The 25,419-nt window shown below is 51.7% G+C and carries 20 protein-coding genes; 4 read left to right on the top strand and 16 right to left on the bottom strand.

The window, feature by feature from the left end:
- Positions 1–13: 13 nt before the first annotated feature.
- Positions 14–820 carry an alpha/beta fold hydrolase gene (locus tag H8L32_RS01620; protein WP_186945410.1) on the bottom strand — a complete coding sequence of 269 codons (807 nt, stop codon included), beginning with the start codon at positions 818–820 and terminating at the stop codon, positions 14–16.
- Position 821: 1 nt separating this feature from the next.
- Positions 822–2,132, bottom strand: a complete 1,311-nt coding sequence (locus H8L32_RS01615) for an O-acetylhomoserine aminocarboxypropyltransferase (RefSeq protein WP_186945409.1) — start codon at positions 2,130–2,132, stop codon at positions 822–824.
- A 187-nt stretch (positions 2,133–2,319) separates the two neighbouring features.
- Between H8L32_RS01615 and H8L32_RS01610 the strand changes: the two genes are divergently transcribed.
- Positions 2,320–2,769, top strand: coding sequence for a CBS domain-containing protein (locus H8L32_RS01610; RefSeq protein ID WP_186945408.1), 450 nt, complete (start codon positions 2,320–2,322; stop codon positions 2,767–2,769).
- A gap of 85 nt (positions 2,770–2,854) precedes the next feature.
- A complete protein-coding gene (locus H8L32_RS01605; protein ID WP_186945407.1) occupies positions 2,855–3,856 on the top strand; it encodes an NAD(P)/FAD-dependent oxidoreductase in 1,002 nt (333 codons plus the stop codon).
- A gap of 97 nt (positions 3,857–3,953) precedes the next feature.
- Here the strand turns inward: H8L32_RS01605 and H8L32_RS01600 are convergent, their stop codons facing one another.
- From H8L32_RS01600 to H8L32_RS01575, 6 genes are all read right to left on the bottom strand, one after another.
- The gene (locus tag H8L32_RS01600; RefSeq protein WP_186945406.1) at positions 3,954–4,427 is read right to left on the bottom strand and encodes a cupin domain-containing protein; all 474 of its coding nucleotides are present in this window, start codon (positions 4,425–4,427) and stop codon (positions 3,954–3,956) included.
- Between the two features lie 107 nt (positions 4,428–4,534).
- Complete coding sequence (locus H8L32_RS01595; protein ID WP_186945405.1) at positions 4,535–6,322, bottom strand: ABC transporter ATP-binding protein; 1,788 nt, start codon at positions 6,320–6,322, stop codon at positions 4,535–4,537.
- A 371-nt stretch (positions 6,323–6,693) separates the two neighbouring features.
- Positions 6,694–8,235 carry a lysine--tRNA ligase gene (gene lysS / locus H8L32_RS01590; protein WP_186945404.1) on the bottom strand — a complete coding sequence of 514 codons (1,542 nt, stop codon included), beginning with the start codon at positions 8,233–8,235 and terminating at the stop codon, positions 6,694–6,696.
- 92 nt (positions 8,236–8,327) lie between these two features.
- A protein-coding gene (gene prfB / locus H8L32_RS01585) for a peptide chain release factor 2 (protein WP_186945403.1) occupies positions 8,328–9,432 on the bottom strand; the annotation gives its coding sequence in 2 pieces (ribosomal slippage) (positions 8,328–9,350 and positions 9,352–9,432; 1,104 coding nt in all).
- A gap of 262 nt (positions 9,433–9,694) precedes the next feature.
- The gene (locus tag H8L32_RS01580) at positions 9,695–9,985 is read right to left on the bottom strand and encodes a hypothetical protein (RefSeq protein ID WP_222619123.1); all 291 of its coding nucleotides are present in this window, start codon (positions 9,983–9,985) and stop codon (positions 9,695–9,697) included.
- A gap of 158 nt (positions 9,986–10,143) precedes the next feature.
- Positions 10,144–12,549: a YgiQ family radical SAM protein gene (locus tag H8L32_RS01575; protein ID WP_186945401.1), complete on the bottom strand. Its 2,406-nt coding sequence runs from the start codon at positions 12,547–12,549 to the stop codon at positions 10,144–10,146.
- 356 nt (positions 12,550–12,905) lie between these two features.
- Between H8L32_RS01575 and dcd the strand changes: the two genes are divergently transcribed.
- Both dcd and H8L32_RS01565 read left to right on the top strand, forming a co-directional pair.
- Entirely contained in the window at positions 12,906–13,472 is a 567-nt protein-coding gene (gene dcd, locus H8L32_RS01570; protein WP_186945400.1) for a dCTP deaminase, read from the top strand.
- Complete coding sequence (locus tag H8L32_RS01565) at positions 13,472–14,392, top strand: glutaminase (protein WP_186945399.1); 921 nt, start codon at positions 13,472–13,474, stop codon at positions 14,390–14,392. Before dcd ends, H8L32_RS01565 begins: the two co-directional genes overlap by 1 nt.
- Before the next feature lie 99 nt (positions 14,393–14,491).
- On the opposite strand, the gene H8L32_RS01560 is transcribed toward H8L32_RS01565, so the two are convergent.
- From H8L32_RS01560 to H8L32_RS01525, 8 genes are all read right to left on the bottom strand, one after another.
- Positions 14,492–15,943 carry a DUF1501 domain-containing protein gene (locus H8L32_RS01560; protein WP_186945398.1) on the bottom strand — a complete coding sequence of 484 codons (1,452 nt, stop codon included), beginning with the start codon at positions 15,941–15,943 and terminating at the stop codon, positions 14,492–14,494.
- Between the two features lie 12 nt (positions 15,944–15,955).
- Complete coding sequence (locus tag H8L32_RS01555; RefSeq protein ID WP_186945397.1) at positions 15,956–18,448, bottom strand: DUF1800 family protein; 2,493 nt, start codon at positions 18,446–18,448, stop codon at positions 15,956–15,958.
- A gap of 369 nt (positions 18,449–18,817) precedes the next feature.
- Positions 18,818–19,747 carry a flagellar brake protein gene (locus H8L32_RS01550; RefSeq protein ID WP_186945396.1) on the bottom strand — a complete coding sequence of 310 codons (930 nt, stop codon included), beginning with the start codon at positions 19,745–19,747 and terminating at the stop codon, positions 18,818–18,820.
- Between the two features lie 173 nt (positions 19,748–19,920).
- Positions 19,921–22,191 (bottom strand): arginine/lysine/ornithine decarboxylase, encoded by a 2,271-nt coding sequence (locus H8L32_RS01545; RefSeq protein ID WP_186945395.1) that lies wholly within the window; start codon positions 22,189–22,191, stop codon positions 19,921–19,923.
- Positions 22,192–22,580: 389 nt separating this feature from the next.
- Positions 22,581–23,369 carry a MipA/OmpV family protein gene (locus H8L32_RS01540; protein ID WP_186945394.1) on the bottom strand — a complete coding sequence of 263 codons (789 nt, stop codon included), beginning with the start codon at positions 23,367–23,369 and terminating at the stop codon, positions 22,581–22,583.
- A gap of 16 nt (positions 23,370–23,385) precedes the next feature.
- Positions 23,386–23,955, bottom strand: coding sequence for a DUF4337 domain-containing protein (locus H8L32_RS01535; protein ID WP_186945393.1), 570 nt, complete (start codon positions 23,953–23,955; stop codon positions 23,386–23,388).
- Between the two features lie 7 nt (positions 23,956–23,962).
- Complete coding sequence (locus H8L32_RS01530) at positions 23,963–24,445, bottom strand: dihydrofolate reductase (RefSeq protein WP_186945392.1); 483 nt, start codon at positions 24,443–24,445, stop codon at positions 23,963–23,965.
- A 42-nt stretch (positions 24,446–24,487) separates the two neighbouring features.
- The gene (locus H8L32_RS01525; RefSeq protein WP_186945391.1) at positions 24,488–25,282 is read right to left on the bottom strand and encodes a thymidylate synthase; all 795 of its coding nucleotides are present in this window, start codon (positions 25,280–25,282) and stop codon (positions 24,488–24,490) included.
- Positions 25,283–25,419: the final 137 nt, after the last annotated feature.

The raw sequence follows: 25,419 nt of genomic DNA, 5'->3' as shown, positions 1-25,419 counted from the left end.
TTTACCGTCATTATCAAACCCTGGCAAAGTCGAGTAAGGCCGTCAAAACCTGATCGGCCTGTTCTGCCATCAGCGAATGACCGCAGTTTTCTATGATGATTTGCCGGCTGTGGGCGATGGCCTTACTCAGGACAAGGCTGGCCTTGACAGGTGTCATCATGTCTTTCTTGCCGAGAATAAACAAAGTAGGGCAAGCTACTGAGAGCGCAGCCACTTCACCATTGGCATAGGCGTTGCAGGCGGCAAAGTCGGTGTGGAATACTTTATCCGGATTGATGGCCGAAATGCGCTGCATCAAACGCTGACTGACGCCCATGACGTAAAATCCCGGGCCCGGACAGGATGGTTTGTGCGCAATCGAAGTGTGTGACCAGATATTTACCATATCAATGGCTGTTTGTTCTTCGTCACGTGCCGCATTCAGTAACGTATCCGATACCCGCATGGGGTAGGCAGTACCAACCATGACCAGCCTGCTGACACGTGCTGGAGCCTTGTAGCAGGCTTCCAGTGCGATCAGTGAACCCATGCTGTGTCCAACCAGCATGGCTTGTTCTAAGCCTGCCACATCCAGCAAGGCAAGCAGCCAGTCAGCCATCTGTTCCACACTGCTCAGTGCTGCCCCTTTGCTGCGTCCATGGCCTGGCAAGTCAACTGCCAGCACATTAAAACCGTGATGGGCAAAATAACGTGTCTGTAAGCCCCACACTGAATGATCATTCTGGGCACCGTGAATGAATACTACCGTCGTCTGCGCCGGATTGAAGTTTTTACCACCGGTATAACAATAGGCTGCCTGGCCGTTTACCTGGAAAATCATCTCAGGCTCCTTTCAGGGCCGCTTTCAGGCCGCGTGTCAGGTCGTCGATTAAATCATCTGCATCTTCCAGTCCTATGGACAGGCGCATGGTGCCTTCGCTGATGCCGGATGCCAGCAATTGTTCTGCCGGTACCCGGAAATGGGTGGTGGATGCCGGATGGATCACGAGAGACTTCGCATCACCTACATTGGCAAGATGAGAGAAGATATTGAGCGCTTCGACAAAGCGCTGGCCCGCAGCGCGATCGCCCTTGAGATTGAATGAAAATACTGCGCCGCAACCTTTGGGTAACAAGGTTTTTGCCAGCACATGGTCAGGATGGGATTCCAGTTCAGGGTAAGAGACCGACGCCACTGCCGGATGTGCCACCAGAAATTCGACGACCTTGCGGGTATTGGCGACATGCCTGTCCATGCGCAAGCCCAGGGTTTCTATGCCTTGTAATATGTTAAAGGCATTGTGCGGACTCATGCAGGCGCCGAAATCACGCAAGCCCTCGCGTCTGGCCCGTAGCGAGAATGCAGCAACGGTAGATTCTTCTGAAAAAACCATGCCATGAAAGCCGTCATAGGGTTCACACAATTCAGCAAAACGGCCCGTTTTTTCATAGGCAGCCTGCCAGTCAAATGTACCGCCATCCACCAGTAAGCCGCCGATAGCCGTGCCATGACCGCACAGGAATTTGGTGGCAGAGTGAAACACCAGGTCAGCACCATGTTCAAATGGTTTCAGCAGATAGGGGGTGGTAAAGGTGGCATCTACCATTAGTGGTAAATGATTTTCATGCGCAATGGCGGCTACAGCGGGGATATTCAATACATCCAGACCAGGGTTACCCAGGGTCTCGGCAAACAATACCTTGGTATTCGGGCGTATGGCAGCACGCCAGGCATCCAGATCGCGCGGGTCGACAAAGCTCGTTTCTATGCCAAACCGTTTCATGGTGTAAGCCAGCAGGTTTTGCGAGCCGCCATAGAGGGCACGTGAAGCCACTACGTGAGAGCCAGCGCCGGCAATGGTGCACAGACCCAGATGCATGGCAGCTTGCCCGCTGGCAACGGCGATACCGGCAACGCCACCTTCCAGTGCGGCAATTCTTTCTTCGAGTACGGCATTGGTTGGATTCGATATGCGTGAATAAACATGGCCAGCGCGCTCCATATTGAAAAGCGAGGCTGCGTGGTCAGAATCCTTGAAAACAAAAGAAGAGGTAAGATAGATAGGTGTGGCGCGTGCACCGGTGGCTGGGTCTGGCGCAGCACCGGCATGCAGGGATAAGGTGTCAAAGCCGTGGTATTTAGGTCCGCTCATGGGGGGAGACTCTCCATATGTAAGGCAGCAATGCTACCATCGCTGCAGTGCTGCTTGCAAAATTCGCGTGTTTTTGGCAGGAAAAATATGTTACGTGCTGGATTTTTTGCAGGGCTTGCTATACATTGCCAATAACGACCAAATAACGTCCACATAACGATCACAAAAACACAAACGGAGGGGCATCATGAAAGTCTCAGAGATACTTCAAGTGAAAGGCAACATACTTTTCACGATCACGCCTGATATCCCTATTACCGACGCTGTCAGCTTCATGGAAGAGAAAGATATCGGTTCTCTGGTCGTGATGGAGTACGGTGATCTGGTTGGCATACTGACCTTCCGCGAAGTCATACGCGCGATTCATAAAAACCAGGGCTCCCTGGGCGCAGGCACTGTGCGCAAATATATGGATGATCACCCGCTGACGGTGACACCGGAAACTGAAGTCAATGAAGTGCGTCGCATGATGCTGGAAAAACACTCGCGCTACCTGCCTGTGATGAATGCGAAAACCCTGCTTGGGGTGATTTCATTCTATGATGTGGCGAAAGCCGTACTCGAAGCGCAAAGCTTTGAAAACAAGATGCTGAAGGCATATATCCGCGACTGGCCAGTTGAAGAAAACGAGCAGTGATCCCGGATGCCTGACCGAATTTAAATTGACGCCCGCAAGCACACTAAGCGGGCGTTTTTTATTGCCTCAAATAAAGGGAAATACTATGCATATCGCTGTTGTTGGTGCAGGATTATCGGGTTTGACCGTTGCGCGGCAATTGCAATCGCAAGGCCATCATGTCACCGTGTATGAAAAAAGCATGGGTGTCAGCGGCCGCATGAGTACCAGGCAAACTGAACTGGGTGGCTTTGATCATGGCGCGCAATATTTCACCGCGACATCGGATCGTTTCAAGAAAGAGATTGCAGACTGGAAAAAATTTGGCTGGGTGGTACCCTGGACTGCCAAGCTGGCGACACTGGATGCTGGCATCAGCAAGGCAGCCGGCCGCAGTGGTACACGGTATGTGCCGGTACCGGGTATGAACGCTTTATGCAAGCAGCTTGCACATGGGCTGGATATCCGTAGCGAGCAGCAGGTCACCGCACTGGAAAATCAGGGTAAACAATGGTTACTGTCAGTGCAATCCAGTACCGTTCCCATTGCTGCTACGGCTGGCCCCTTCGACGGCGTTATCCTGGCGATACCCGCAGACCAGGCAGAAGTCTTGTTGTCAGTCGCACCTGCCATGGCAAAGCAGGCCAAACAAGCCAGACTGGCGCCATGCTGGACGCTGATGCTGGGTTTTCAAAGCTCGCTTGATCTGACCTATGACGGTGCCTGGGTCAATCAGTCACGTCTGGGCTGGATTGCGCGTGACAATGCAAAACCGCTGCATCGTGCTGGTGAGCGCTGGGTCTGTCATGCAACACCTGCCTGGAGCCTCGAACATCTGGAAGACGACGCGGAACGCGTCAAGGAAAAATTGACCAAGGCTTTCCATGAGGCTACGGGTTCCCGTATACAGCCGATACACGCAGTCGCCCATCGCTGGCGATATGCGCAGGCAGAAAACCCTTTGGCTGTGGATTGCCTGTGGAATGACAAACAAGGCCTTGGCGTTTGCGGTGACTGGTTTGCTGCTGGTCTGGAGGGGGCGGGCAGAGTGGAAAATGCTTTCCTGAGTGCCCTGGCACTGGCCAAAGCAGTGACCTGGAAGGCTTAAGTCAGTTAGGCTTAAGTCAATTTAAGCGAAGAAGCTTGCCTGGATTGGGCAAGCTTCTTTTGTTGAGGGAAATGCTGGATCAACTGAATTAACTGGATCAGCCCAGCAATTTGGCCAGGCCACGGGCTGGTTTGCCTGCGTCATGCAGGGTCCAGGTTTTGCGTATGCCTTTGGGGACATGCCAGAGTGCGCTTGTACCTGCGCGGAAAAATGCGGTTTCACCTGGTTTCAGTGAGAAGCGCTTGCCCTGATACTCGATATCTACTCCACCGTCGAGTACATAGATGGTTTCATCAAGCTGGTAATGCCATTCAAAAGTGGAGGGGCCATCGCATTCAAAAATGCCGGAACTGGTTTTGCCATCATGGGATTTGAAAAATTCGGTTGCCCTGAAGTTGGGGGTGCCTTCCTTGACCCAGGTTGGATCAACTTCAAAAGCCTTGACCGGCATGCTGACTGCTGCGCTGCTGGCAGGCGCAACCTGGGTCACGTAGGCGATAGCCTGGTATGAGGTGATACCCAGCAAGGTCATCACGCCAGCGGCCACGCCTATGGTAAGAGATTTCTTCATGCGATATACACTCCTTGGCGCGAGAGTAACATTATCTTCCGGCATATGATGAAAAATATCGTCAAATCATGGATGGCATAGCCTGGTAACTGGCATGCCCGTATGTATCAGGCATGGCTTCTTTCGCCAGTCTGCAAGCGCCACAGGGCAGCATAGCCGCCATCCAGGCTTAACAATTCTTCATGAGTACCGCTTTCCATTATTTTGCCAGCTTCCAGCAGATGTATGCAATCAGCCTGGCGCACGGTAGACAGGCGGTGGGCAATCACGATGGTACTGCGGTTGCGGCTGACCACGTCCAGGCTGCGCTGTATGGCGGCTTCGGTTTCATTGTCGACTGCACTGGTGGCTTCATCCAGGATCAGGATGGGCGGATTCTTCAGGATAGCCCTGGCCAATGCGAGGCGCTGGCGTTGACCGCCTGACAATTTTTGACCACGTTCACCAATGCGGGTGGCAAAACCCAGTGGCAATCTGGAAATGAATTCCGTGGCCTCGGCAGCTTGTGCGGCTTCGGCAATGGCTGCATCACTGGCACCGTGCACGCCGTAGGCAATATTTTCGGCGATCGTACCATCGGTCAGGAAGCTGTCTTGTGCCACATAGCCGATCGTGCGGCGTAAATCCTGCAAATTCAGTTCGCTGATTTCATTCCCGTCCAGGGTAATACGACCTGAGGTGGGTGAATAAAAGCGCAACAGCAGTTTAACCAGCGTGGATTTGCCGGAGCCGGTAGAGCCGACAAAAGCAACGGTTTTGCCTGCCGGGATGTGCAGGTTGATTGCCTGCAGGGTTTTTTGTTCACCGTAGGCAAATTCGACGTTATTGAAATGCAATTCACCTTTGACCTGGTCTGGCGATACATGCTTGCCTTCATAAGTGATATTGATTTTGGTATCCAGCAAGCCCATGGCCCGGTCTATCGCGGACATGGAACGTTGATACATGTCGGCAACCTCTGCCAGACCTGTCATGGGCCATAGCAGGCGCTGGGTCAGGTAGACCAGCACAGAATAAGCACCCACCGCCAGTTCGCCCTGCAAGGTCAGCCAGCCACCATATACCAGAGTGGCGGTAAAGCCAGCCAGAATCGCCATACGGATGACAGGCGTGATGGCTGAACTGATGGCAATGGCGCGCGTATTTGCCTGCCTGTAGGCGTCACTGGCTTCGGCGATGTGGTTTTTTTCAAAGCTTTCGGTAGCGAAGGCCTTGATGGTAGCCAGGCCCAGCAAATTATTATTCAACCTGGCGCTGACATCGCCGGCTGCTTCACGTACTTCCGAATAGCGAGGCGCCAGACGTTTTTGAAACCAGAACGCACCGATGAGAATGGCCGGTACCGGCAACAGCGAAATGACTGCCAGCGAAGGTTGCAATGTAAAGAATACCGCGCTAACCATGATGGATGAGCAGATGACCTGGATGATCTGATTTGCGCCACCATTCAGGAAGCGTTCCATCTGGTTGATATCTTCATTCAGGATGGACATCAGGTTGCCGGTGCGCTGGTTTTCGAAATAGGCCATTTCCAGTTTTTGCACATGGTCATAGGCATCCAGTCGCAAGTCATGTTGCAGATTCTGTGCAAGCTTGCGCCATTTGATGGATAGCAGGTATTCAAACCAGGATTCACCACCCCAGATGATGGCATTCACTATGCCAAGGAACATCAGTTGGTGCCAGGTGTCGGTAATGCCAAAGCCGCCCAGGACCCGTTTTGCGAGAAAACTCTTGTCGCCATTGATGACGATATCGACAGCGACACCAATCAATACTTCCGGCAAAACATCAAAGAATTTGTTCAATATTGAATAAATGGTTGCCAGGCGAAAATCTGTTTTATAGGCCTTGGCATAATTCAGGAGTTTTTTAAGCGGATGGACTGGTGGCATGGCAGGATTTACTTGATGGCAGAAGATGGCGGAAGATGGCAAAAAAAAAAGGGACTGCAAATTCTACAGTCCCTTCATCATTTATGCTTGACTATGTCAATTATTAGAACTCATTTCATCAATAGGGATGAGTGCGAGCAAGGCGATTCGGGATGCAGTGCAAGGCGTGACGCGCAGCTAAGGCTGGTGCCTTAGCAAGCGGCGCAACGCTGCAATGCGCCCGAATCGCCAGCTCCCGAAGGGTTTGCCTCATAACGCGTGCTGGACTGCGTTGGACTCGTTGTCAATAGACCCGCTATTGACTGCCTCGTCCGCCTTGCCAGCCCTCGTTATGAGACAAACGCATCTCACCCCTATTTATGAAATGAGTTCTAATCTTCCCGGCGCAAATGCGGGAACAGGATCACGTCACGGATGTTTGGTGAATCGGTAATCAGCATCATCAAACGGTCTATGCCTATGCCGCAGCCACCGGTTGGTGGCAGGCCATATTCCAGGGCGCGGATGTAATCGGCGTCGTAGTACATGGCTTCTTCGTCACCGGCATCCTTGGCTGCTACCTGTGCCTGGAAGCGCGCTGCCTGGTCTTCGGCGTCATTCAATTCCGAGAAGCCATTGGCGATTTCGCGACCGGTCATGAACAACTCGAAACGTTCTGTGATACCTGCAACAGTGTCAGATGCACGTGCCAATGGTGAGACTTCGACCGGGTAATCGATGATATAGGTCGGGTCCCACAACTGTGCTTCGGCGGTTTCTTCAAACAGGGCCAATTGCAATGCACCCAGGCCGGCTGTAGCGAAAGGTTTGACACCAAATTTCAGCAATTCTGCCTTGATGAATTCAGCATCATGCAATTGCTCATTCGTGTAATTTGGCGCGTATTTGTTGATGGCGCCAACGATGGTCAGACGCTGGAAAGGCTTGCTCAAATCCAGTTCACGGCCCTGATAGGTCAGTACGGCTGTGCCATGTGCATCTTCAGCTGCCTTGCGTATGACTTGCTCGGTGAAATCCATGAGCCATTTGTAATCGACATAGGCTGCATAGAATTCCATCATCGTGAATTCCGGATTGTGGCGTGGTGATACGCCTTCATTGCGGAAGTTGCGGTTGACTTCAAACACGCGGTCGAAGCCGCCGACTACCAGACGTTTCAGATACAGTTCAGGCGCGATACGCAAATACATCTGCATGTCCAGCGCATTGTGATGTGTGATGAAAGGCTTGGCAGCAGCGCCGCCAGGTATCACGTGCAGCATTGGTGTTTCCACTTCCATGAAATCATTGCTGTTCATGAATGTGCGTATGGAGTTCATGGCTGCCGTGCGTGCCTTGAAGGTACGACGCGTGTCTTCGCTCATGATCAGGTCGACATAACGCTGACGGTATTTGGTTTCCTGATTGGCCAGGCCATGGAATTTGTCAGGCAATGGGCGCAGGGATTTGGTCAGCAGACGCAGTGTTGTAACCTTGACGGTCAGTTCGTCGGTTTTGGTTTTGAACAGAACGCCGACAACACCGAGAATATCACCCAGGTCATACTGATGGAAGGCTTCCATTTCAGCTTCGCCAGTTTTATCAGTAGTGATATACAACTGTATGCGACCATCAGCCTTGATGCCGGACGCATCCTGCAATGTGGCAAACGCAGCTTTCTTGCCAGCAGAGCGGCTTAACATCAAGCGACCGGCAACACTGACTTCAATGTTCAGTGCTTCCAGTTCTTCGCGTGTTTTTGACGCATATTGTTCGTGCAGTGCAGCGGCTTTGTTTTCCGGACGGAAGTCATTCGGGAAGGCGATGCCTTTGGTACGGATGGCATCCAGTTTTGCACGACGCACAGCAATGACAGAATGTTCGTCAACGGCTACTTCTTCGGCTGGTGCAGCATTATTATTGATATCAGACATAATTTTCCCTAAGGGAGGGCAGGCATCTGGCCTGCAGGTTTTGATTCTTTAAGGCTGCGCAGGCGGATCGCCTGCGCAATGTACATGCTGTATTACACGCCTTGCTTTAAGGATGCCGCAATGAATTCATCCAGGTCACCATCCAGAATTGCTTTGGTGTTGCCAGATTCAAAATTCGTGCGTAAATCCTTAATGCGGGATTGATCCAGTACATAAGAACGGATCTGGTGACCCCAGCCGACATCGGTCTTGGAATCTTCCAGATTTTGTTTTTCGCTCATGCGCTTGCGCAGTTCGAGCTCAAACAGTTTGGCTTTCAACATTTCCCAGGCTTCAGCACGGTTCCTGTGCTGGCTGCGGTCATTCTGGCATTGGACAACGATGCCGGAAGGGCCATGCGTCAATCGGACAGCGGAATCGGTTTTATTAATATGCTGACCACCGGCACCAGAAGCGCGGTAAGTATCGGTGCGCACATCTGCCGGGTTGATGTCGATTTCAAACGAGTCATCTACTTCAGGGTAAACAAACAGGCTGGAAAAGGATGTATGGCGGCCATTGTTGGAGTCAAACGGTGACTTGCGTACCAGGCGGTGTACGCCGGTTTCCGTGCGCAGGAAGCCATAGGCATATTCGCCTTCCACCTTCAAAGTAGCGGTCTTGATGCCAGCGATGTCACCGTCAGACTGTTCCATGATTTCTACTTTGAAGCCCTTGCGTTCGCAATAGCGCAAGTACTGACGCAACAGCATCGATGCCCAATCCTGTGCTTCAGTGCCACCGGCACCAGCCTGGATATCAATAAAGCAGTTGTTCGGGTCCATGGGGTTGTTGAACATACGGCGGAATTCCATGCCCTCGACCAGCTCACGCAAACCTTGTGCGTCAACTTCTATGGCTTCCAGAGTATCGTCATCATTCTCTTCGCGTGCCATGGCAAACAGGTCATTGGCGTCGCGCAGGCCACTGTCCGCTTTCACGAGCGTGTTGACAACATTTTCCAGGGATTTCTTTTCTTTGCCTAATTCCTGGGCGCGTTTGGGGTCATTCCAGACGGCAGGATCTTCCAGTTCGGCGTTGACTTGTTCCAGTTTCTCTGACTTGATATCGAAGTCAAAGATACCTCCGGAGTTCGGCTTCGCGGACGGTCAGGTCGGCGAGCAGGGCGGACAGGCTATTGAGGCGTTCAGCTTCCATGATAGGTATTCTTTTCTAATGCAATCAAACCTTGCATTATACCTTGGCATGCGTCTGCATGAGTAAATTAGGCGCTGAACATATGTATAAACTGCAAGAATGTCAGTTGAAGTACTGACCTTGGCCGTATTTCGGGTGGGAGCGTTGTACTTCTTGACACAGCTTGCGCGGGGAGTCGCAATTGGCAGGCAGGGTGGCCTGTGCATGTGCCGCCCACAGACCGATGCCCGCATTATTTATTGTCAAGCATCATTACCAGATATCACCAGACTGATTTACTCACCGTTGGCGCGCTATTTCTGTGACTTTCCATCCATTTTGCCAGATGGTTTTTGAAGCAGGGTGGACAGATATGGTATTGCGTCAGGGTCGATTGCCCGCCATTGGGGAAGGACTCTTCCTCTTCCAGGTTGAGCGTGGTGATGATTTTTTCATGTTCCTTGCTGCCCCAGTTTTCATCCCAGTGGGATTCAGCGCCGCAGACATCACAGGTGAGCTTGTCGAACACTTCTTCGGTATGCTCAAGTATCAAAACTGTTTTCATGTGCTTCATACTATCTCCTTGCTAAGGGGCCTGAAGTTGCTGCAAGCAATGAATTGATTTTACATCAGCGCTACAGTATGGGAGGCAAATGCTGAAAAAAAAGCTGCGTTGAAAAACGCAGCTTTGATCTATATGGAATGATGTTTTTGATACATCATGGAACCAACTTAGCGCCGTCCCGATTTATTGCTGCTGGCCGCTTTGGGTTTGCCTGATTTGTAGGCGAGCGCCGGACGGCCCGCAGCAGGTGCGGCTGAGTTGCTTGCGCCCCTGGCTGTTGTTTTTGGTGCTGTCTTCATGGCAGTTTTTACACCTGTTTTTAAGCCCGTTTTTAAACCTGAGCCCATCGCATTCGGGCGCGCTGCCGGTTTTTTGCCAAAAGTATCAATTTTGGGTGCGGCGATCCGTCGGCCATTGGCAACACCACTTTCATCAATGGTGATGGGGATGTGTGGTTGGCGGGATGGGATCAAATGACGTGGTCCGCTACCTATCAGGTCGCGTCTGCCCATGCGTTGCAGGGCTTCGTGGATGATTTCCCAGTTTTCCGGTGCGTGATAGCGCAGCAGCGCCTTGTGCAGTTTGCGCACCTTGCCTGAGCGCGCTGTTTCTACCACTTCGGAATCCGCCGTTACTTTCTTCAGTGGGTTCTTGCGGGTATGGTACATGGTTGTGGCCAGTGCCATTGGCGTGGGCATGAAGGTCTGTACCTGATCCAGCTTGAAGTCATTTTTCTTTAACCAGATCGCCAGGTTGATCATGTCTTCATCCGTCGAACCCGGATGGGCGGCGATAAAGTACGGTATCAGGTATTGCTCTTTGCCCGCTTCTTTCGAATACTTCTGGAACATGGCCTTGAACTCGTCATAGCTGCCTATGCCGGGTTTCATCATTTTCGACAGGGTATCGGCTTCAGTATGTTCAGGTGCAATTTTCAGCAGGCCACCGACGTGATGGGTTACCAGTTCTTTCACATACTCAGGTGAACGTACTGCCAGGTCATAACGCAGGCCCGAACTGACCAGTATTTTTTTGATGCCGGGCAGGGCGCGCGCCTTGCGGTAAATCGAAATCAGCTTGCTGTGATCTGTACCCAGGTTGGAGCAGATGCTTGGGTACACGCAGGACAGGCGACGGCAGGATTCTTCTATCTTTTTATCTTTACAGGCCAGACGGTACATGTTGGCAGTCGGGCCGCCCAGATCGGAAATCGTACCGGTGAAACCTTTGACCTTGTCACGGATTTCTTCTATCTCACGCAAAATCGAAGGCTCGGAACGGCTTTGTATGATGCGGCCTTCATGTTCGGTAATCGAGCAGAAGGTGCAGCCGCCAAAGCAGCCGCGCATGATATTCACCGAGAAACGTATCATTTCCCACGCCGGTATGCGTGACTTGCCGTAGGCAGGGTGCGGTGCCCGTGCGTAGGCGCGGTCATACACGCCGTCCATCTCATCCATGGCCAGTGGCAGCGGTGGCGGGTTCAGCCACACATCGCGGTCACCATGGCCCTGCACCAATGCCTTGGCATTGCCAGGATTGGCTTCCAGATGGAATACGCGTGAGGCATGGGCATACAGGACAGCATCTTCCTTGACTTCATCAAAGGATGGCAGGCGTATCACAGACTTGTGTTGCTTGTTACGCAGCATGAGTTGGCGCTCTTCGCGGCTCATGATGCGTATGGCCTGCAGTTGCACGACATCAGCCTTGGTTTCGGCTTTGACTGCGGGCTTTGCTTCTGTAGATTCAGAGGCAGCGGGCGCATCACCCGTGGCGCATTTCGCTTCTTTCTCTGGCACCATTGCATACGGGTCGGTATGCGCTTCTACCTTGCCTGGGGTGTCGATTTTGACAGAGTTGATTTCTGTCCAGTCATCATCTGGCAACCAGCCACGTGGCGTCATGAAGGCGGTGCCGCGTAAGTCACGTATATCCTTGATGGCTTCGCCCTGCGCCAGCCTGTGCGTCAGGTCGATCAATGCACGTTCCGCATTGCCAAACAGCAGGATGTCGGCCTTGGAATCTGGCAGTACAGAGCGTCTTACCTTGTCAGACCAGTAATCGTAATGCGCAATACGGCGCAGGCTGGCTTCTATGCTGCCGGCAACGACGTTTGCGTCAGGGTAGGCTTCACGGGCACGCTGGGCGTAGACCACCAGCGCACGATCGGGGCGTTTGGTACGGTCGCCATCGGGCGTATAGGCATCTTCAGAACGTATCTTGCGGTCAGCTGTGTAACGATTCACCATGGAATCCATATTGCCGGAAGTCACGCCAAAGTACAAATTTGGTTTGCCCAGCGCACGGAAGGCATCGGCTGACTGCCAGTCAGGCTGGCTGATAATGCCGACGCGAAAGCCATGATGTTCCAGCAGGCGGCCAATCAGTGCCATGCCAAAACTGGGGTGGTCGATATAGGCGTCGCCCGTTACGAGGATGACATCGCAACTATCCCAGCCCAGTACATCCATTTCGGCACGCGACATGGGTAAAAAGGGTGCGGTATTTTTTCCGCCAACTTCGGGACGGAAACGTGGGAATGAGAATAGATTTTTAGGCTGAGCGTTCATGGGCAGGATTGTACCGGAAACCCGCTTGTTTTGTGCGCATCAAAAGAAATTCTGCTGAAAAATCAAAAGCTTGCATGTGATTGGTGTAATTTTTTGTTAATTTTTCGTTGATTGATTACCCCTGCTGCCTGAGAGGCTGTCCGCGTGCTTGCTGGCAATAGAAAAGCCCGTGGATTTATCCCTTATTTGCGGAAGATATTGCTTTGGTGCCGTAAAAATGGATATTGCGGCAGACAGTGCAGCCAGGCTTAGGTGGATTTTCTCGAATTTGTTTGTATTTTTCAGAGCTAATTCCATATTAGATATAGCTGTTTTCGCGTAAAATCGCGCCAATATCAATTGGGCAGGAGAAGTAGATGAGCATCAAATCAGACAAGTGGATACGTCGTATGGCTGAGCAAACTGGCATGATAGAGCCGTTTGAACCGGGCCAGGTGCGCGAGCGTGATGGTAACCGCATCGTCAGCTATGGCACGTCGTCTTATGGCTACGATATTCGCTGCGCCGATGAATTCAAGATTTTTACCAATATCAACAGCACTATCGTTGATCCGAAAAACTTCGATGAAAAGTCTTTCGTCGATTTCAAGGGAGATGTCTGCATCATCCCGCCGAATTCTTTCGCGCTGGCCCGCACCATGGAATATTTCCGCATACCACGCAGCGTATTGACGATCTGCCTGGGCAAATCAACCTATGCCCGTTGTGGCATCATCGTCAACGTCACACCGTTCGAGCCAGAATGGGAAGGCTATGTCACGCTGGAATTTTCCAATACCACACCGTTGCCAGCCAAGATTTACGCTGGCGAAGGTTGTGCGCAGGTATTGTTCTTTGAGAGTGATGAAGTGTGTGAGACCTCATACAAGGACCGTGGCGGTAAATACCAGGGACAAGTTGGCGTGACCTTACCAAAAACCTGATGCAGCCTGATTACACCGCAATCCTTGAGACGATTTTTGCGGAAGTTCAACCTCTGTTGTCACAAGGCAAGGTTGCTTCGTACATTCCGGAATTGTCTAAGGTCTCTGCCCAGCATTTTGGCATGGCAGTGCATTGCCTCGACGGCAGTACGTATTCGATAGGTGACGGCGGGCAAAAATTTTCGCTGCAAAGCGTTACCAAGCTGTTTGCCCTGGCGCTGGCATTTGCCCGTGAAGGCGATGCCATCTGGGAAAGGGTGGGGCGTGAGCCTTCAGGCAATCCTTTCAATTCCCTGGTGCAGCTTGAGTATGAAAAAGGCAAGCCGCGCAATCCCTTCATTAATGCCGGTGCGCTGGTCATGACGGATATCCTGTCGGGGCGCTTTGTGCAGTCAGATATTGCGGTGCTACAGTTTGCCCGCACCATCGCCGGCGAAAACAGTGTGGACTTTGATATGGCAGTTGCCCAGTCAGAACGGATGACGGCACATCGTAATTACGCCATCGCCCATCTGATGAAAGATTTTGGCAATCTGCATAATCCGGTCAAGGCAGTCATCGACAGTTATTGCCGTCAATGCTCCATTACCATGACCTGTGCTGAACTGGCCAAGGCAGGCAGTTTTTTGGCCAATCACGGCACGATACCCTGGAGTGGTCTGCAGATACTGGATCCCAGTTCAGCCAAGCGCCTGAACGCACTGATGCTGACCTGCGGCACCTATGATGCAGCAGGTGACTTTGCCTACCGCGTCGGTTTGCCAGCCAAGAGTGGAGTCGGCGGCGGCATACTGGCGCTGGTGCCGGGCGAGCTGGCCGTGGCCGTCTGGTCACCGGGTCTGGATGCTACCGGCAATTCACTGGCAGGCACCTATGCGCTGGAACGCTTTACGACGCTGACTGCCAGATCGATTTTCTGATTTTTCAGATTATTGCTGCTGGCTGGCTTGTTTGCCAGCCTGAAAGCAAAACACCCTGTTGCCTTGCCGGGCAACAGGGTGTTTTTGTTTGTCGGAATTTTAGCCCAGGAAGCCCAGATTGCGATTGGAGAAATTCACGATATTCGGGAAGACATCATTGATCTGCGATGTACTGAGACCAAACCAGTTTGCCAGTGTGGCGCCATACTGATCGACGGAGATTTGCGGTAGCAGGCTGCCGGAACCCACATCCAGCGTATGTTTCAGGCCTGTGACCGGGAATTCGCCATAAATGTTCTTACCCTTTACCGCACCGCCAATGACAAAGTGGTGTGAACCCCAGCCATGATCCGTACCATCGCCGTTGCTGGTAAAGGTCCGGCCAAAATCAGAGGCGGTGAACATGGTGACCTGATTGCGCATGTCCGTGCCTTGCAAGCTGCCAAGGACACCGTCGAAATAGGTGATGGCATGTGCCAGTCTCGCCATCAGATCGGCATGTGCCGTGCGCTGGAAGTCATGAGTATCAAAACCGCCCATACTGACGAAAAATACCTGACGCTGCGCTCCAAGTGCACTGCGGCCAGCGATGATGCGTGCCACAGTTTGCAATTGTGAGGCCAGGCCATTGGTTGCCAAAGCACCTGTGTTGGGGTTGGTATATTGGGTAGGATTAGGTACCCCGGTACCGCCTGCCGGTGCCATGGCAGGACTGAGCAGGCTTTGTGCGTTGATCGAGCGGTTGGTGACGTTGGCGTGTTCTTTCTGGAACAGATTGTTGCTGTCTGTCGTGATGATGGACTTCAGTGGATTGCCTGCCGTAGTCGAGCCAAACAGCGCACCGGTGAGCCCACCTATAGGTACTGCACCTGAAGCACTGACCTGATACTGGTTGACGGTACGCCCGGACAGGAACACTGCATTGCCAGAGGCAGAAATCGCCGTAAATACCGGATAGGCATTGCCGGCTGCCAGCAAATCACCCATACGTCCGCCCCAGCCATAAGTCGCACCCTCAGGCGCATAGGCCTGCCACAGGGATTGCTGGTCGTTATGGGAAAACAGCTTGGGTGGTAACGGCACGCTGGCTGCCTTGTATTGCTGTAGCGTGGTCGGTACGATCAAGGGGCCGACATTGCTGACGATAGCCACGCGGCCACTGTCAAACAGGGTCTTTAATGAGCCCAGGGCAGGGTGCAGGGCAAAACTGCGGCCTGCCTGCGTCGTGTTGGGGGTAATTGGCAAGACGCCGCCGTTACTGCCCACTGGCGGCAGGGCAATCGACCCGGCTTCGTTGGTGGTGCGTACGGTGGTGTATTGGGTCCATGAGGTGCTGTCGGTTGCCAGCACGGTATTCGCATGGTCATTGGCACCATACAGGAACAGGCAGATCAGCGCCTTGTAGCCGCCGGTTGACGTCTGTGCAGCGGCTGAACCCATGGTGGCGAGGTTCAGGGCAAACGGCAGACTGGCGCTGCCGATAGTCCCGGCGGCACCCAGGGCGGACGAATAACGCAAAAACTGGCGGCGTGAAGCATTAACTTTAGTCATGATGGATCCCCTTTATTTTTGGACCAGATATTCAGGTGATGCCATAGTCAGGAATGTCGCCAGATAAACACGGTTCTTTTTCGCTGCATCTGCATTGGCAGTGTTATTGGTGGGAATGGTGACGGAATTCACGGCAGTCAATATCTGGCTGCGCAGGCCGCTGCTCATCTGGTTTGCCATCAGTAGTAAATTCAATTGATCCAGCATTTGATCCGGCGTCGCTGCCAGGGCTATCATGCTGGTGTAATCGGCCTTGACGTCACGCGAAGAACCCGTGCCATTTGGAATAATATCGCGCATGAAATTCAGATAACCGACCACCGAAGTTTCACCGGTGATCTGCATCTCTGGCGATACCAGGCCAGCGGAAGCGATGCCGGAATTGGGTGGTACATAACCAGGGCGATAGAAATTGAACACGGTAGGTGAGCGCATCGGTGTCTCGGACAGGCCACTCAGCGGATCATCCATATTGGTCATCAGGAAGCGGCCAGAAGTCGAGTTGACACTGAAAGTGCGCATCCAGTTCGCCAGACGCAATACCGGCTCCCGCAATTTACCCGTATTGGCATAGGCGAGTGTGGCGTCGTTGCGTGCTTCATTATCCAGCAAGATGGCTTTGATGACGGCGCGCATGTCACCCCGCACACCCTGGCCATTATTGTTGAAGGCAGCAGCAACACGCGACACATATTGTGGGCTTGGGTTACTGGTCACCAGACGTTGTATCAACTGCTTGCCAACGAAAGGGCCAACATTCGGGTGATTGAACAGCGTATCCAGTGCGGTTTTCAGGCTGGCTTCCGGGTTGGCTGCAGACTGCGCAGCGATGGTCGTGCCGAGGAAGGTCTTGGCTGAAATCGAATGGTATTTCGGGTAGCTCTGCATCGGCAGCCAATCCCGGTTAGGGTCGGCATTGCCGCCAAAGAAGCGGGTATCGCTCTTGTCAGGGCCAGCCCAGCTCCAGCCGGTGAAAACTTTGGCCAGGCCGCTGATGTCGACACTGGAATAAGTTTCGACTGGCTTGCCGGCATTCAGTACATAACTGCCATCCTGATTCAACTGATACAGGCCTATGGTGAACAACTGCATGACTTCACGCGCATAGTTTTCATCCGGGACCTGGGTGCCGGATTCTTTCTGGTTGCGCAGGGAAGTCAGGTAGGTGCCCATCATGGGGTGCAGGGTCACCGATTCCAGCAGATTACGGAAATTGCCAAAGGCATTCGCCCCCAGCGTATCGTAGTAAGAGGCAACACCACGTGGATAGTTGGCCACGGTGCTGTCCTGGAAAGAGACCACAAAAATTTGCGATAGGGCAAAGGTGGTGCGCTGACGTAACTGATCATCCCCCTTAATGGCTTGCTGCCAGAAGGATTCAAAGAAATTGTTTTGACTCAGATCGCTCAAGCCATTGATGAAACCTGCCGCCTGTGCATCCATGTAGCTTCGGTGCAGTTTTTGCGGCATGGCAAACTGCTTTTCTATCCAGGCATCATAGCTGCTGCTGGTCAGGCCATTGATGTCATTATTGGTGGCGCCAAAACTGGTTTGTGCCAGGAAGCGCGATGCCTGTGCTGGTGTTGGTGCATTGCCGCTGGCAGTCTGAAAGCCGACCAGTGACTGTATAAGACCATTGGCAACACTGGTATCGTTGGCCGAGATGGTCGCCGCCAGCGTCATACCCTTGCTGATGGAATCTTCGGTTTTGATGTAACTCAGGCCTTGCTGAATGGAGAAATTTTTGGCAACGCTGTCTTTGTTGTCCAGCAGGCTGCTGATCCAGCCATATACCGGATCACCGGCATAACCGTGGGCGGCTATCAGCATGGAACGCACCACATTACCACGGCTTACTGTGCCATTGGCCAGGCCATTCACCCAGTAATCCAGTCCGGCTTTATCCGGAGGAGTGCGGCTCAATACATTTTTATAAACGACCGTGACGAAATCGGCATTGGTCATGTTGGGCAGGTAGCCAGTCAGCGCCGCATCCTGTATCGCTGCGATATAAAAAGATTCACCGATCTTTTCTATACTCACGCCGCTCTTGAACTGATTGATCCAGTAAGCCAGCCCATTGGCATCGGGAATCCGGTTGAAGTAGGCAATATACAGTTCAATGATCGCGTTCAGATCGGTCGCCGAGATGGTCGTCGACAGGTCGGCGATGATCAGGTTGACGGATACATCCTTGAACAGCAACTGTTGAATATCTGCTGTAATGCTGGTGGTGCCATCGCTGCCTACGTTGTCTTTGACTGTATAGCCGCCAGTGACCTTGGTGATGGTGTAATTCGAACGGTTGCCGCTGAAGCTGACCGTTGTACTCGACACCACAGGTGCTGGCGCAAACAGGCGTTCCAACATGCTGGGAGCAGCAGGCGGTGGATTATTTGCCGTGTTGGTGCTAGCGGTTTTTTCGTCGCCACCGCAGGCGCTGAGCGCCAGAACGAATAAGGCAACAAGATAGTGTTTGCGTGCATTTAGCCGGATAGGTGGCATGGTGACTCCTGATTATCCATTCCGGAGAATTTCGTTTGGGAAAACCAATTTTAATGCAAGGGTCTTTACGTGATCGCCATAAAGTGTAACAAACAGTGAAGTTTTACTTAAACTATGGGTGTGTGTAACAAGGCGTAAGATGATGTGGCGCGCAGGCTGATGTTCTCGCAGTGACGAGAGGCTTTGATGGTCTGCTTGTCAAGGTGTATGCCAGCGACAACAAGGCATGACATAAGTATCAGCTTTGAGTCACAGCTTTGAATCACAGCTTTAAATCACAGTTTTAAATCTCAGCTTCAATGCCTGCTGTGTGTGAAGCGATGTAGTCGCGACAATTATGTGCGGTGTTTATTGTCAGGTCTTGCGGACTTAATCCATTTCCGCCAGGGTCTGATGGACAAAGGCAGACAGTATCAGCTTCGATTGTGCTGATACATCAACGAATTCAAAACCATGCCTGAACTCCAGGCCATTTTCGGTCGGGGCTTGCGAGCGCAGGATGAAATTCAGCGTGAGGTATTCGTCATTGCCAGCGGCGCTGACCTTGAATTTAATAATGCCCACATCGCCTTTTTTACCGAGCGATTTTTTAATCACGCCCGATGCACCACCCATGCTCAGATCGCCCAGTGTTGCTGCTGCTGTTTGTTCCGGATCGCCTATGGTGACTGACGCAATGATTTTGACTGAAGCACGTGAGCCCTGACGGATGGTCGAGCAGCGCACTTGCTTGGGGTAGGTAATGTGCAGATAGGCGTGCGGGGTGTAGACCGATTTGATGGCAGACGCCGAAAACGCGTAGGCTCTTTTGCCAGGAAAGGCGCGGACGATGAAAGTCTGGCCATCTCTGACGATAACGGACCTGCCATCAATTGTTGGCGCCGTAACAAGAATCGACATGTTTTTGACAAAACCGATCAGTTTGACTGTGTATCGGGTGGCGACATTGTCATGGACTTGCAGATACAGGGTTTCGCCAACATTCCAGCGTACGCTGTCGAGCTCCATGAGCGTGTCTTTGTTCGACTCTTGTGCTGGTGCAGGCGTGCTGGCAGCCGGGCTGGATTGCGCCGATACAGGACGTGATACCGGTGTCAGTTTCGAGGGAATGGTGTCCCACATTGCGTCCGGATTGCAATAGCCGTGTTCCAGCAGGCTGTTTAGCTGATTCTGGGTTTCTACCTTGACACCGGAGGCCATCAATAAATGCCCCTGCTCATCATAGATAGGCCAGGGTACAGTCTCGCCTACGCTGATTTCAGCATGTTTGATTGGCATTAATCCTATCGTGCTACCCATGTCCTGTTTCCGTCTTCTGATTATCGCGTTGAATGTCGCGTTGATTGTATCTCGAAAACGATTTTAATTTAATTGTGGTGTTGTTGCTCCGCATAATAAAAAAGCACCCGTCACTTTAATGCAGTGACAAGTGCTTTTTTTTTGCAAAATACCTGGATATGACGATGCAGGGCTTATTTGACGATTTCGGCGCTGGATTTGACGCAATCAACAAAATACCCGCGCTTGCCGTCGACTTCAGCCTTCACCAGACCGTGGCAATCGGTTTCAAAGCCAGGGAAACGCTCATTGAAATCACGTACAAAACGCAGATAATCCACAATGGTGCGATTGAAACGTTCACCTGGAATCAGCAGTGGAATACCCGGTGGGTAAGGTGTCAGCAAAATCGCAGTGACACGGCCTTCCAGTTCATCAATGGATACACGTTCGGTTTCACGATGCGCCATCATGGCAAAGGCATCAGACGGCTTCATCGCCGGTTGCATGTCGGACAAGTACATTTCTGTCGTCAAACGTGCCACGTCATGGCCTTTGTAAGCCTCATGTATGCCCTGGCACAGGTCTTTCAGACCTACACCTTCATAGCGAGGATTGGCCGTCGCAAATTCGGGCAAGATGCGCCACATAGGCTGGTTCTTGTCGTAATCATCCTTGAACTGTTGCAAGGCAGTCAGCAGGGTATTCCAGCGGCCCTTGGTGATGCCGATGGTAAACATGATGAAGAAGGAATACAGGCCGCACTTTTCAACAATAACGCCATGTTCCGCCAGGTATTTGGTGACAATGGAAGCCGGGATGCCGGTCTCGCCAAATTTGCCTTCCAGTGACAGACCCGGTGTTACGATGGTGGCCTTGATCGGGTCAAGCATGTTGAAGCCCGACGCCAGTTTGCCAAAGCCATGCCAGTCATCTTCGGCACGTATCATCCAGTCTTCGCGTGAACCTATGCCGTCTGCGGCAAATTCTTCCGGTCCCCAGACCTGGAACCACCAGTCCTTGCCCCACTCCTGATCGACCTTGCGCATGGCGCGGCGGAAATCCAGTGCTTCGAGAATGGATTCTTCCACCAGTGCGGTACCGCCCGGTGCTTCCATCATTGCCGCTGCGATATCGCAAGATGCAATAATTGAATATTGCGGCGAAGTCGAGGTATGCATCAGATAGGCTTCATTGAAGCTGTCCCGATCCAGTTTGCGTGTCTCGGATTCACGCACCAGGATTTGCGAAGCCTGTGAGATACCGGCCAGCAGTTTATGTGTGGACTGTGTCGAGAAAATCATTGATTTCTTGGCACGTGGCCGGTCTTTGCCGATGGCATGCATGTCTTTATAAAAGTCATGGAAGGTCGCATGTGGCAACCAGGCTTCGTCAAAGTGCAGAGTATCGATTTCACCATCCAGCAAATCTTTCAATACTTCGACGTTGTACAGCACGCCATCATAAGTTGATTGGGTGATGGTCAGGATGCGTGGTTTCTTGTTCTTGGCTTCGCGTGCAAAAGGATTGGCTTCAATCTTCTTCTGTATGCTTTCCATGCTGAATTCTTCCAGCGGGATAGGGCCGATAATGCCGAGGTGGTTCCGTGTCGGCATCAGGAAAACCGGGATCGCACCACACATGATAATGGAGTGCAAAATGGATTTATGGCAGTTGCGGTCCACCACGACGATATCGCCGGGGGCCACGGTAGAATGCCAGACCATCTTGTTGGATGTCGAGGTGCCATTGGTGACGAAATAGCAATGATCTGCATTGAAAATGCGTGCAGCATTGCGTTCCGACGCCGCAACCGGGCCGGTATGGTCAAGCAGCTGGCCCAGTTCTTCCACGGCGTTACACACGTCGGCGCGCAACATGTTTTCACCAAAAAACTGGTGGAACATCTGGCCTATCGGTGATTTCAGGAAGGCTACGCCACCCGAGTGACCAGGGCAATGCCAAGAGTAAGAGCCATCATTCGCATAATGCACCAGGGCACGGAAAAACGGTGGTGCCAGACCATCCAGGTAAGAACGCGCTTCACGGATGATATGGCGCGCCACGAATTCTGGCGTGTCTTCAAACATGTGAATGAAACCATGCAGTTCACGCAGGATGTCATTCGGGATGTGACGCGAGGTGCGGGTTTCGCCGTACAGGTAAATCGGAATATCCGCATTCTTGTAACGGATTTCTTCGACGAAGGCACGCAGTGATTTCAGTGCGTAATCGGTTTCTTCGTCGGTACCATCACCAAATTCTTCATCGTCAATCGACAGGATGAAGGCAGAGGCGCGTGATTGTTGTTGGGCAAACTGAGACAGGTCACCATAGCTGGTGACGCCCAATACTTCCATGCCTTCTGATTCGATGGCATCAGCCAGAGCGCGTATGCCCAGGCCAGAGGTATTCTCGGAACGGAAATCTTCATCGATGATAACGATGGGGAAGCGGAATTTCATGGAGGTCTCCAAAAAAGCTTGTTACAAGGGAGACGCCTGGGCAAGTTAAATCAACCGCTTGCGCGCCGAAAAATTCAAAGAAGCGAATTCTCTCAGATATGTGGGGGCGAATGTGAAAAAATACGCAGGATTGAGACAGGAAAAGCAAAATTTCATCTGATTGTCATCAAAACCCGATCTGCGCCATATCTTGCATTGTCAAACCGGGTCAGACATGAATATTATTTAAAAATCCATGCTGGCTTTCCTGTGCTTGTGTCACTGATTGCGCCAACAATTGCGCCAACAATTGCGTCAACAATTACGTCAACAATTACGTCAATAAAAAAGAGTGCCTGCTTGCAGACACTCTTTTTGAGAAACACGCTGAAGTCGGTCGACTGAAATGATCAGAAGCGATAAGTCGCCGCAGAAAATATGGTGACAGGTGTTTTCTGGAAAATGAACGGACTCTTGCCTGCATCGCCACTCAGACGGCTGACAGAGGCCCCGGTGATCAGGGACCAGTTGCCATCAATATTCCAGTGCCAGGTCGCGCCCAGTTTGATGTCAGAAATGCCGGATGAAGGCGTATATTGTGCATAGCCACTGATAGCAGACTGCGAAGGCGTGACACCAAAATACGACTGCATATAGGCAGTATTGGCCCAGTTTGCTGTAAGGCTGGCTGAAAGGCGGTTTTGCGAATTCAGTGCAGTCGTGGCACGGCCACCAAAACTGATTTGCAGGCCATTGTGATCAACGCCGGAGCCATAACGGATGGAAGAGGCCAGCGAATAATTTTGGTCTATATTGTAATTGACAAAAGCACCAGTTTCGATGGCAGTGTTGACATCGCCAAGCCCGCGCAATTTGGATGAACGTGATTCATCACGCGCAGCTTCCAGTGACAGGCGCAGGCCGTATTGCAGGCTGGGGTCTTTGGAGAAGTTATAACCAAGACCATTTACAGCGCTGAAAAATGCACCATTCTTCCATTGTGCATCAAACATAGGGTAGGCTGCCAAGCGGCGTTCATTCGAACCCGTGTATTTAGGCATATAGAGTGCAACTGCACCCAAAGAAAAATTCACATCCTTGGGCAGGTAGGGGTAAGGCACCAGTTGCACCGTTTGTGAAGTCTGGGCCTGCGCTGCGCAGGCTGCCGCCAGCAATGCAATCCCGAGTATTTTTTTCATCTTTTTCTCACTCATATTAAATATGAAGCCAGGCAAGTCCTGCCAGAATAGCACCGACACCAGCTACGCCATAAGAGACATATTGCAACCACTTCTTTTTAGTCAACAAAGTGATTGCTGCCAGCGAAATCGCGATCTGTACTGCTGTCATGGCCTGCGCCCAGCGGTGATGCTGGTGTAATGCTGCTTCAGACTTTCTTTCCCATTCCTTGCTGTCTTCTTCCAGTGCTTCTGCTTTTTTCTTGATTTCTTCTTTTTCAGTCTTGTAGCGGCTGACTTCGGCGCGGTATTTCTCTGCGTCGGCGCCTGGTAATACCATTGCTAATTCAGCCAAATTTTGCTTGTTGGACTTCGACTGATAAAAATTCCATTGGTTCGACGCTTCGGTTTTTTTAATTGCCGATTCATTCTTGAACATGCCTGCATCATTCTGAGTCGCGCCGCCTTCATAGCCAAACAGGGCGCCAACTGTTGCCATAATGGCAGTCATGACAGCAATCCTGCTGGCAAAATCGTCATTGCCGTGTGCCGCATGTTCCAATTCATGGTCATGCGGGCCATGTACGTGAAAACCGTGTCCTGACATAGTAATCCTAAATCTTTTTGTAAGTCACAAATGCGAAGTGTAAATTAATTTCTTTTGAGTAACATTCTTCTCTTGCTGTCTCTTTCCATAGTAATGGATCGATGGCGGGGAAAAAAGCATCGCACTCAAATTCCTGTTGTATTTCTGTAACGATCAGCGTATCTGCCAGATGCAGGCTTTGCTGATAAATTTCTGCACCACCGATAATGAAAGCATGGTCATCGCCTGCCAGCAAGCGTGCGTCCTGCAATGAGGCGACGCTTTCTGTGCCGGCATGCTGCCAGTCAGGGTTTCGCGTCACGACGATATTGCGTCTTTGTGGCAAAGGGCGGCCTATGGACTCGAAAGTCTTCCTGCCCATGATGATGCTGTGGCCACTGGTCGTGCGCTTGAAATGCGCCAGATCTTCGGGAAGGCGCCATGGCAGCGTATTGTTGATACCAATACCCCGTTTTTTATCAGTCGCAACGATAATCGTTAATGATGACATGCTGATGAATCCTTGTTTTCAGACTGTGTTTCAACCTGGGGTTCAGACCGCGACCGGTGCTTTGATGGCAGGGTGGAACTGATAGTTTTCAAACGCAAAATCATCGTATTGATAATCAAATAAGGTATCTGGTTGGCGTTTTATGACTAATTGAGGCAAGGGAAAACTGGTGCGTGACAATTGTTCATTCACCTGATCCATGTGATTGGAATACAGGTGGCAATCGCCGCCGGTCCATACAAAATCACCCACGCCAAGGCCAGCTTGTTGCGCCATCATGTGGGTAAGCAGGGCATAAGAAGCGATATTAAAAGGTACACCCAGGAAAATATCTGCACTGCGCTGGTACAGCTGGCAAGACAGTTTTCCATCTGCGACATAAAACTGGAACAGGGCGTGGCAGGGTGGCAGCTTCATCTGTGGAATGTCAGCTACGTTCCAGGCTGACACGATCATGCGGCGTGAATCCGGGTTGTTTTTGATTTGCTCCAACACCTGTTTGATCTGGTCGATATGCTCACCACCAGGTGTCGGCCAGTTGCGCCATTGCGAGCCATACACCGGACCAAGGTCGCCATTCTGATCGGCCCATTCATCCCAGATGGAAACACCGTTATCCTTGAGGTATTTGATATTGGTAGAACCTGCCAAAAACCAGATCAGTTCATGGACAATGGATTTCAGGTGCAGCTTTTTGGTTGTCACCAGAGGAAAACCCTCATTCAAGTCAAAACGCATCTGATAGCCGAAAACGGACAGGGTGCCTGTACCGGTGCGGTCAGTTTTGCTTGTGCCATGGTCTTTCACATGACGCATGAAGTCTAGGTATTGATGCATGAGGGGTGTAAATCACTATGTTATTCAGGGCAAGTGAACTGAAATGCAGTTATTTTTATTGTGCAAAAAACTACTATATTTCAATTCTTACAGTGCGCCAGTATACCTTAGTGACGCCCAAATTGGCTTGGGCGGCC

Source organism: Undibacterium hunanense (assembly GCF_014284335.1).
Taxonomy (GTDB): domain Bacteria; phylum Pseudomonadota; class Gammaproteobacteria; order Burkholderiales; family Burkholderiaceae_D; genus Undibacterium; species Undibacterium hunanense.
The sequence above is the reverse complement of the archived record's forward strand: the minus strand, read 5'-3'. Positions and strand labels throughout refer to the sequence as shown.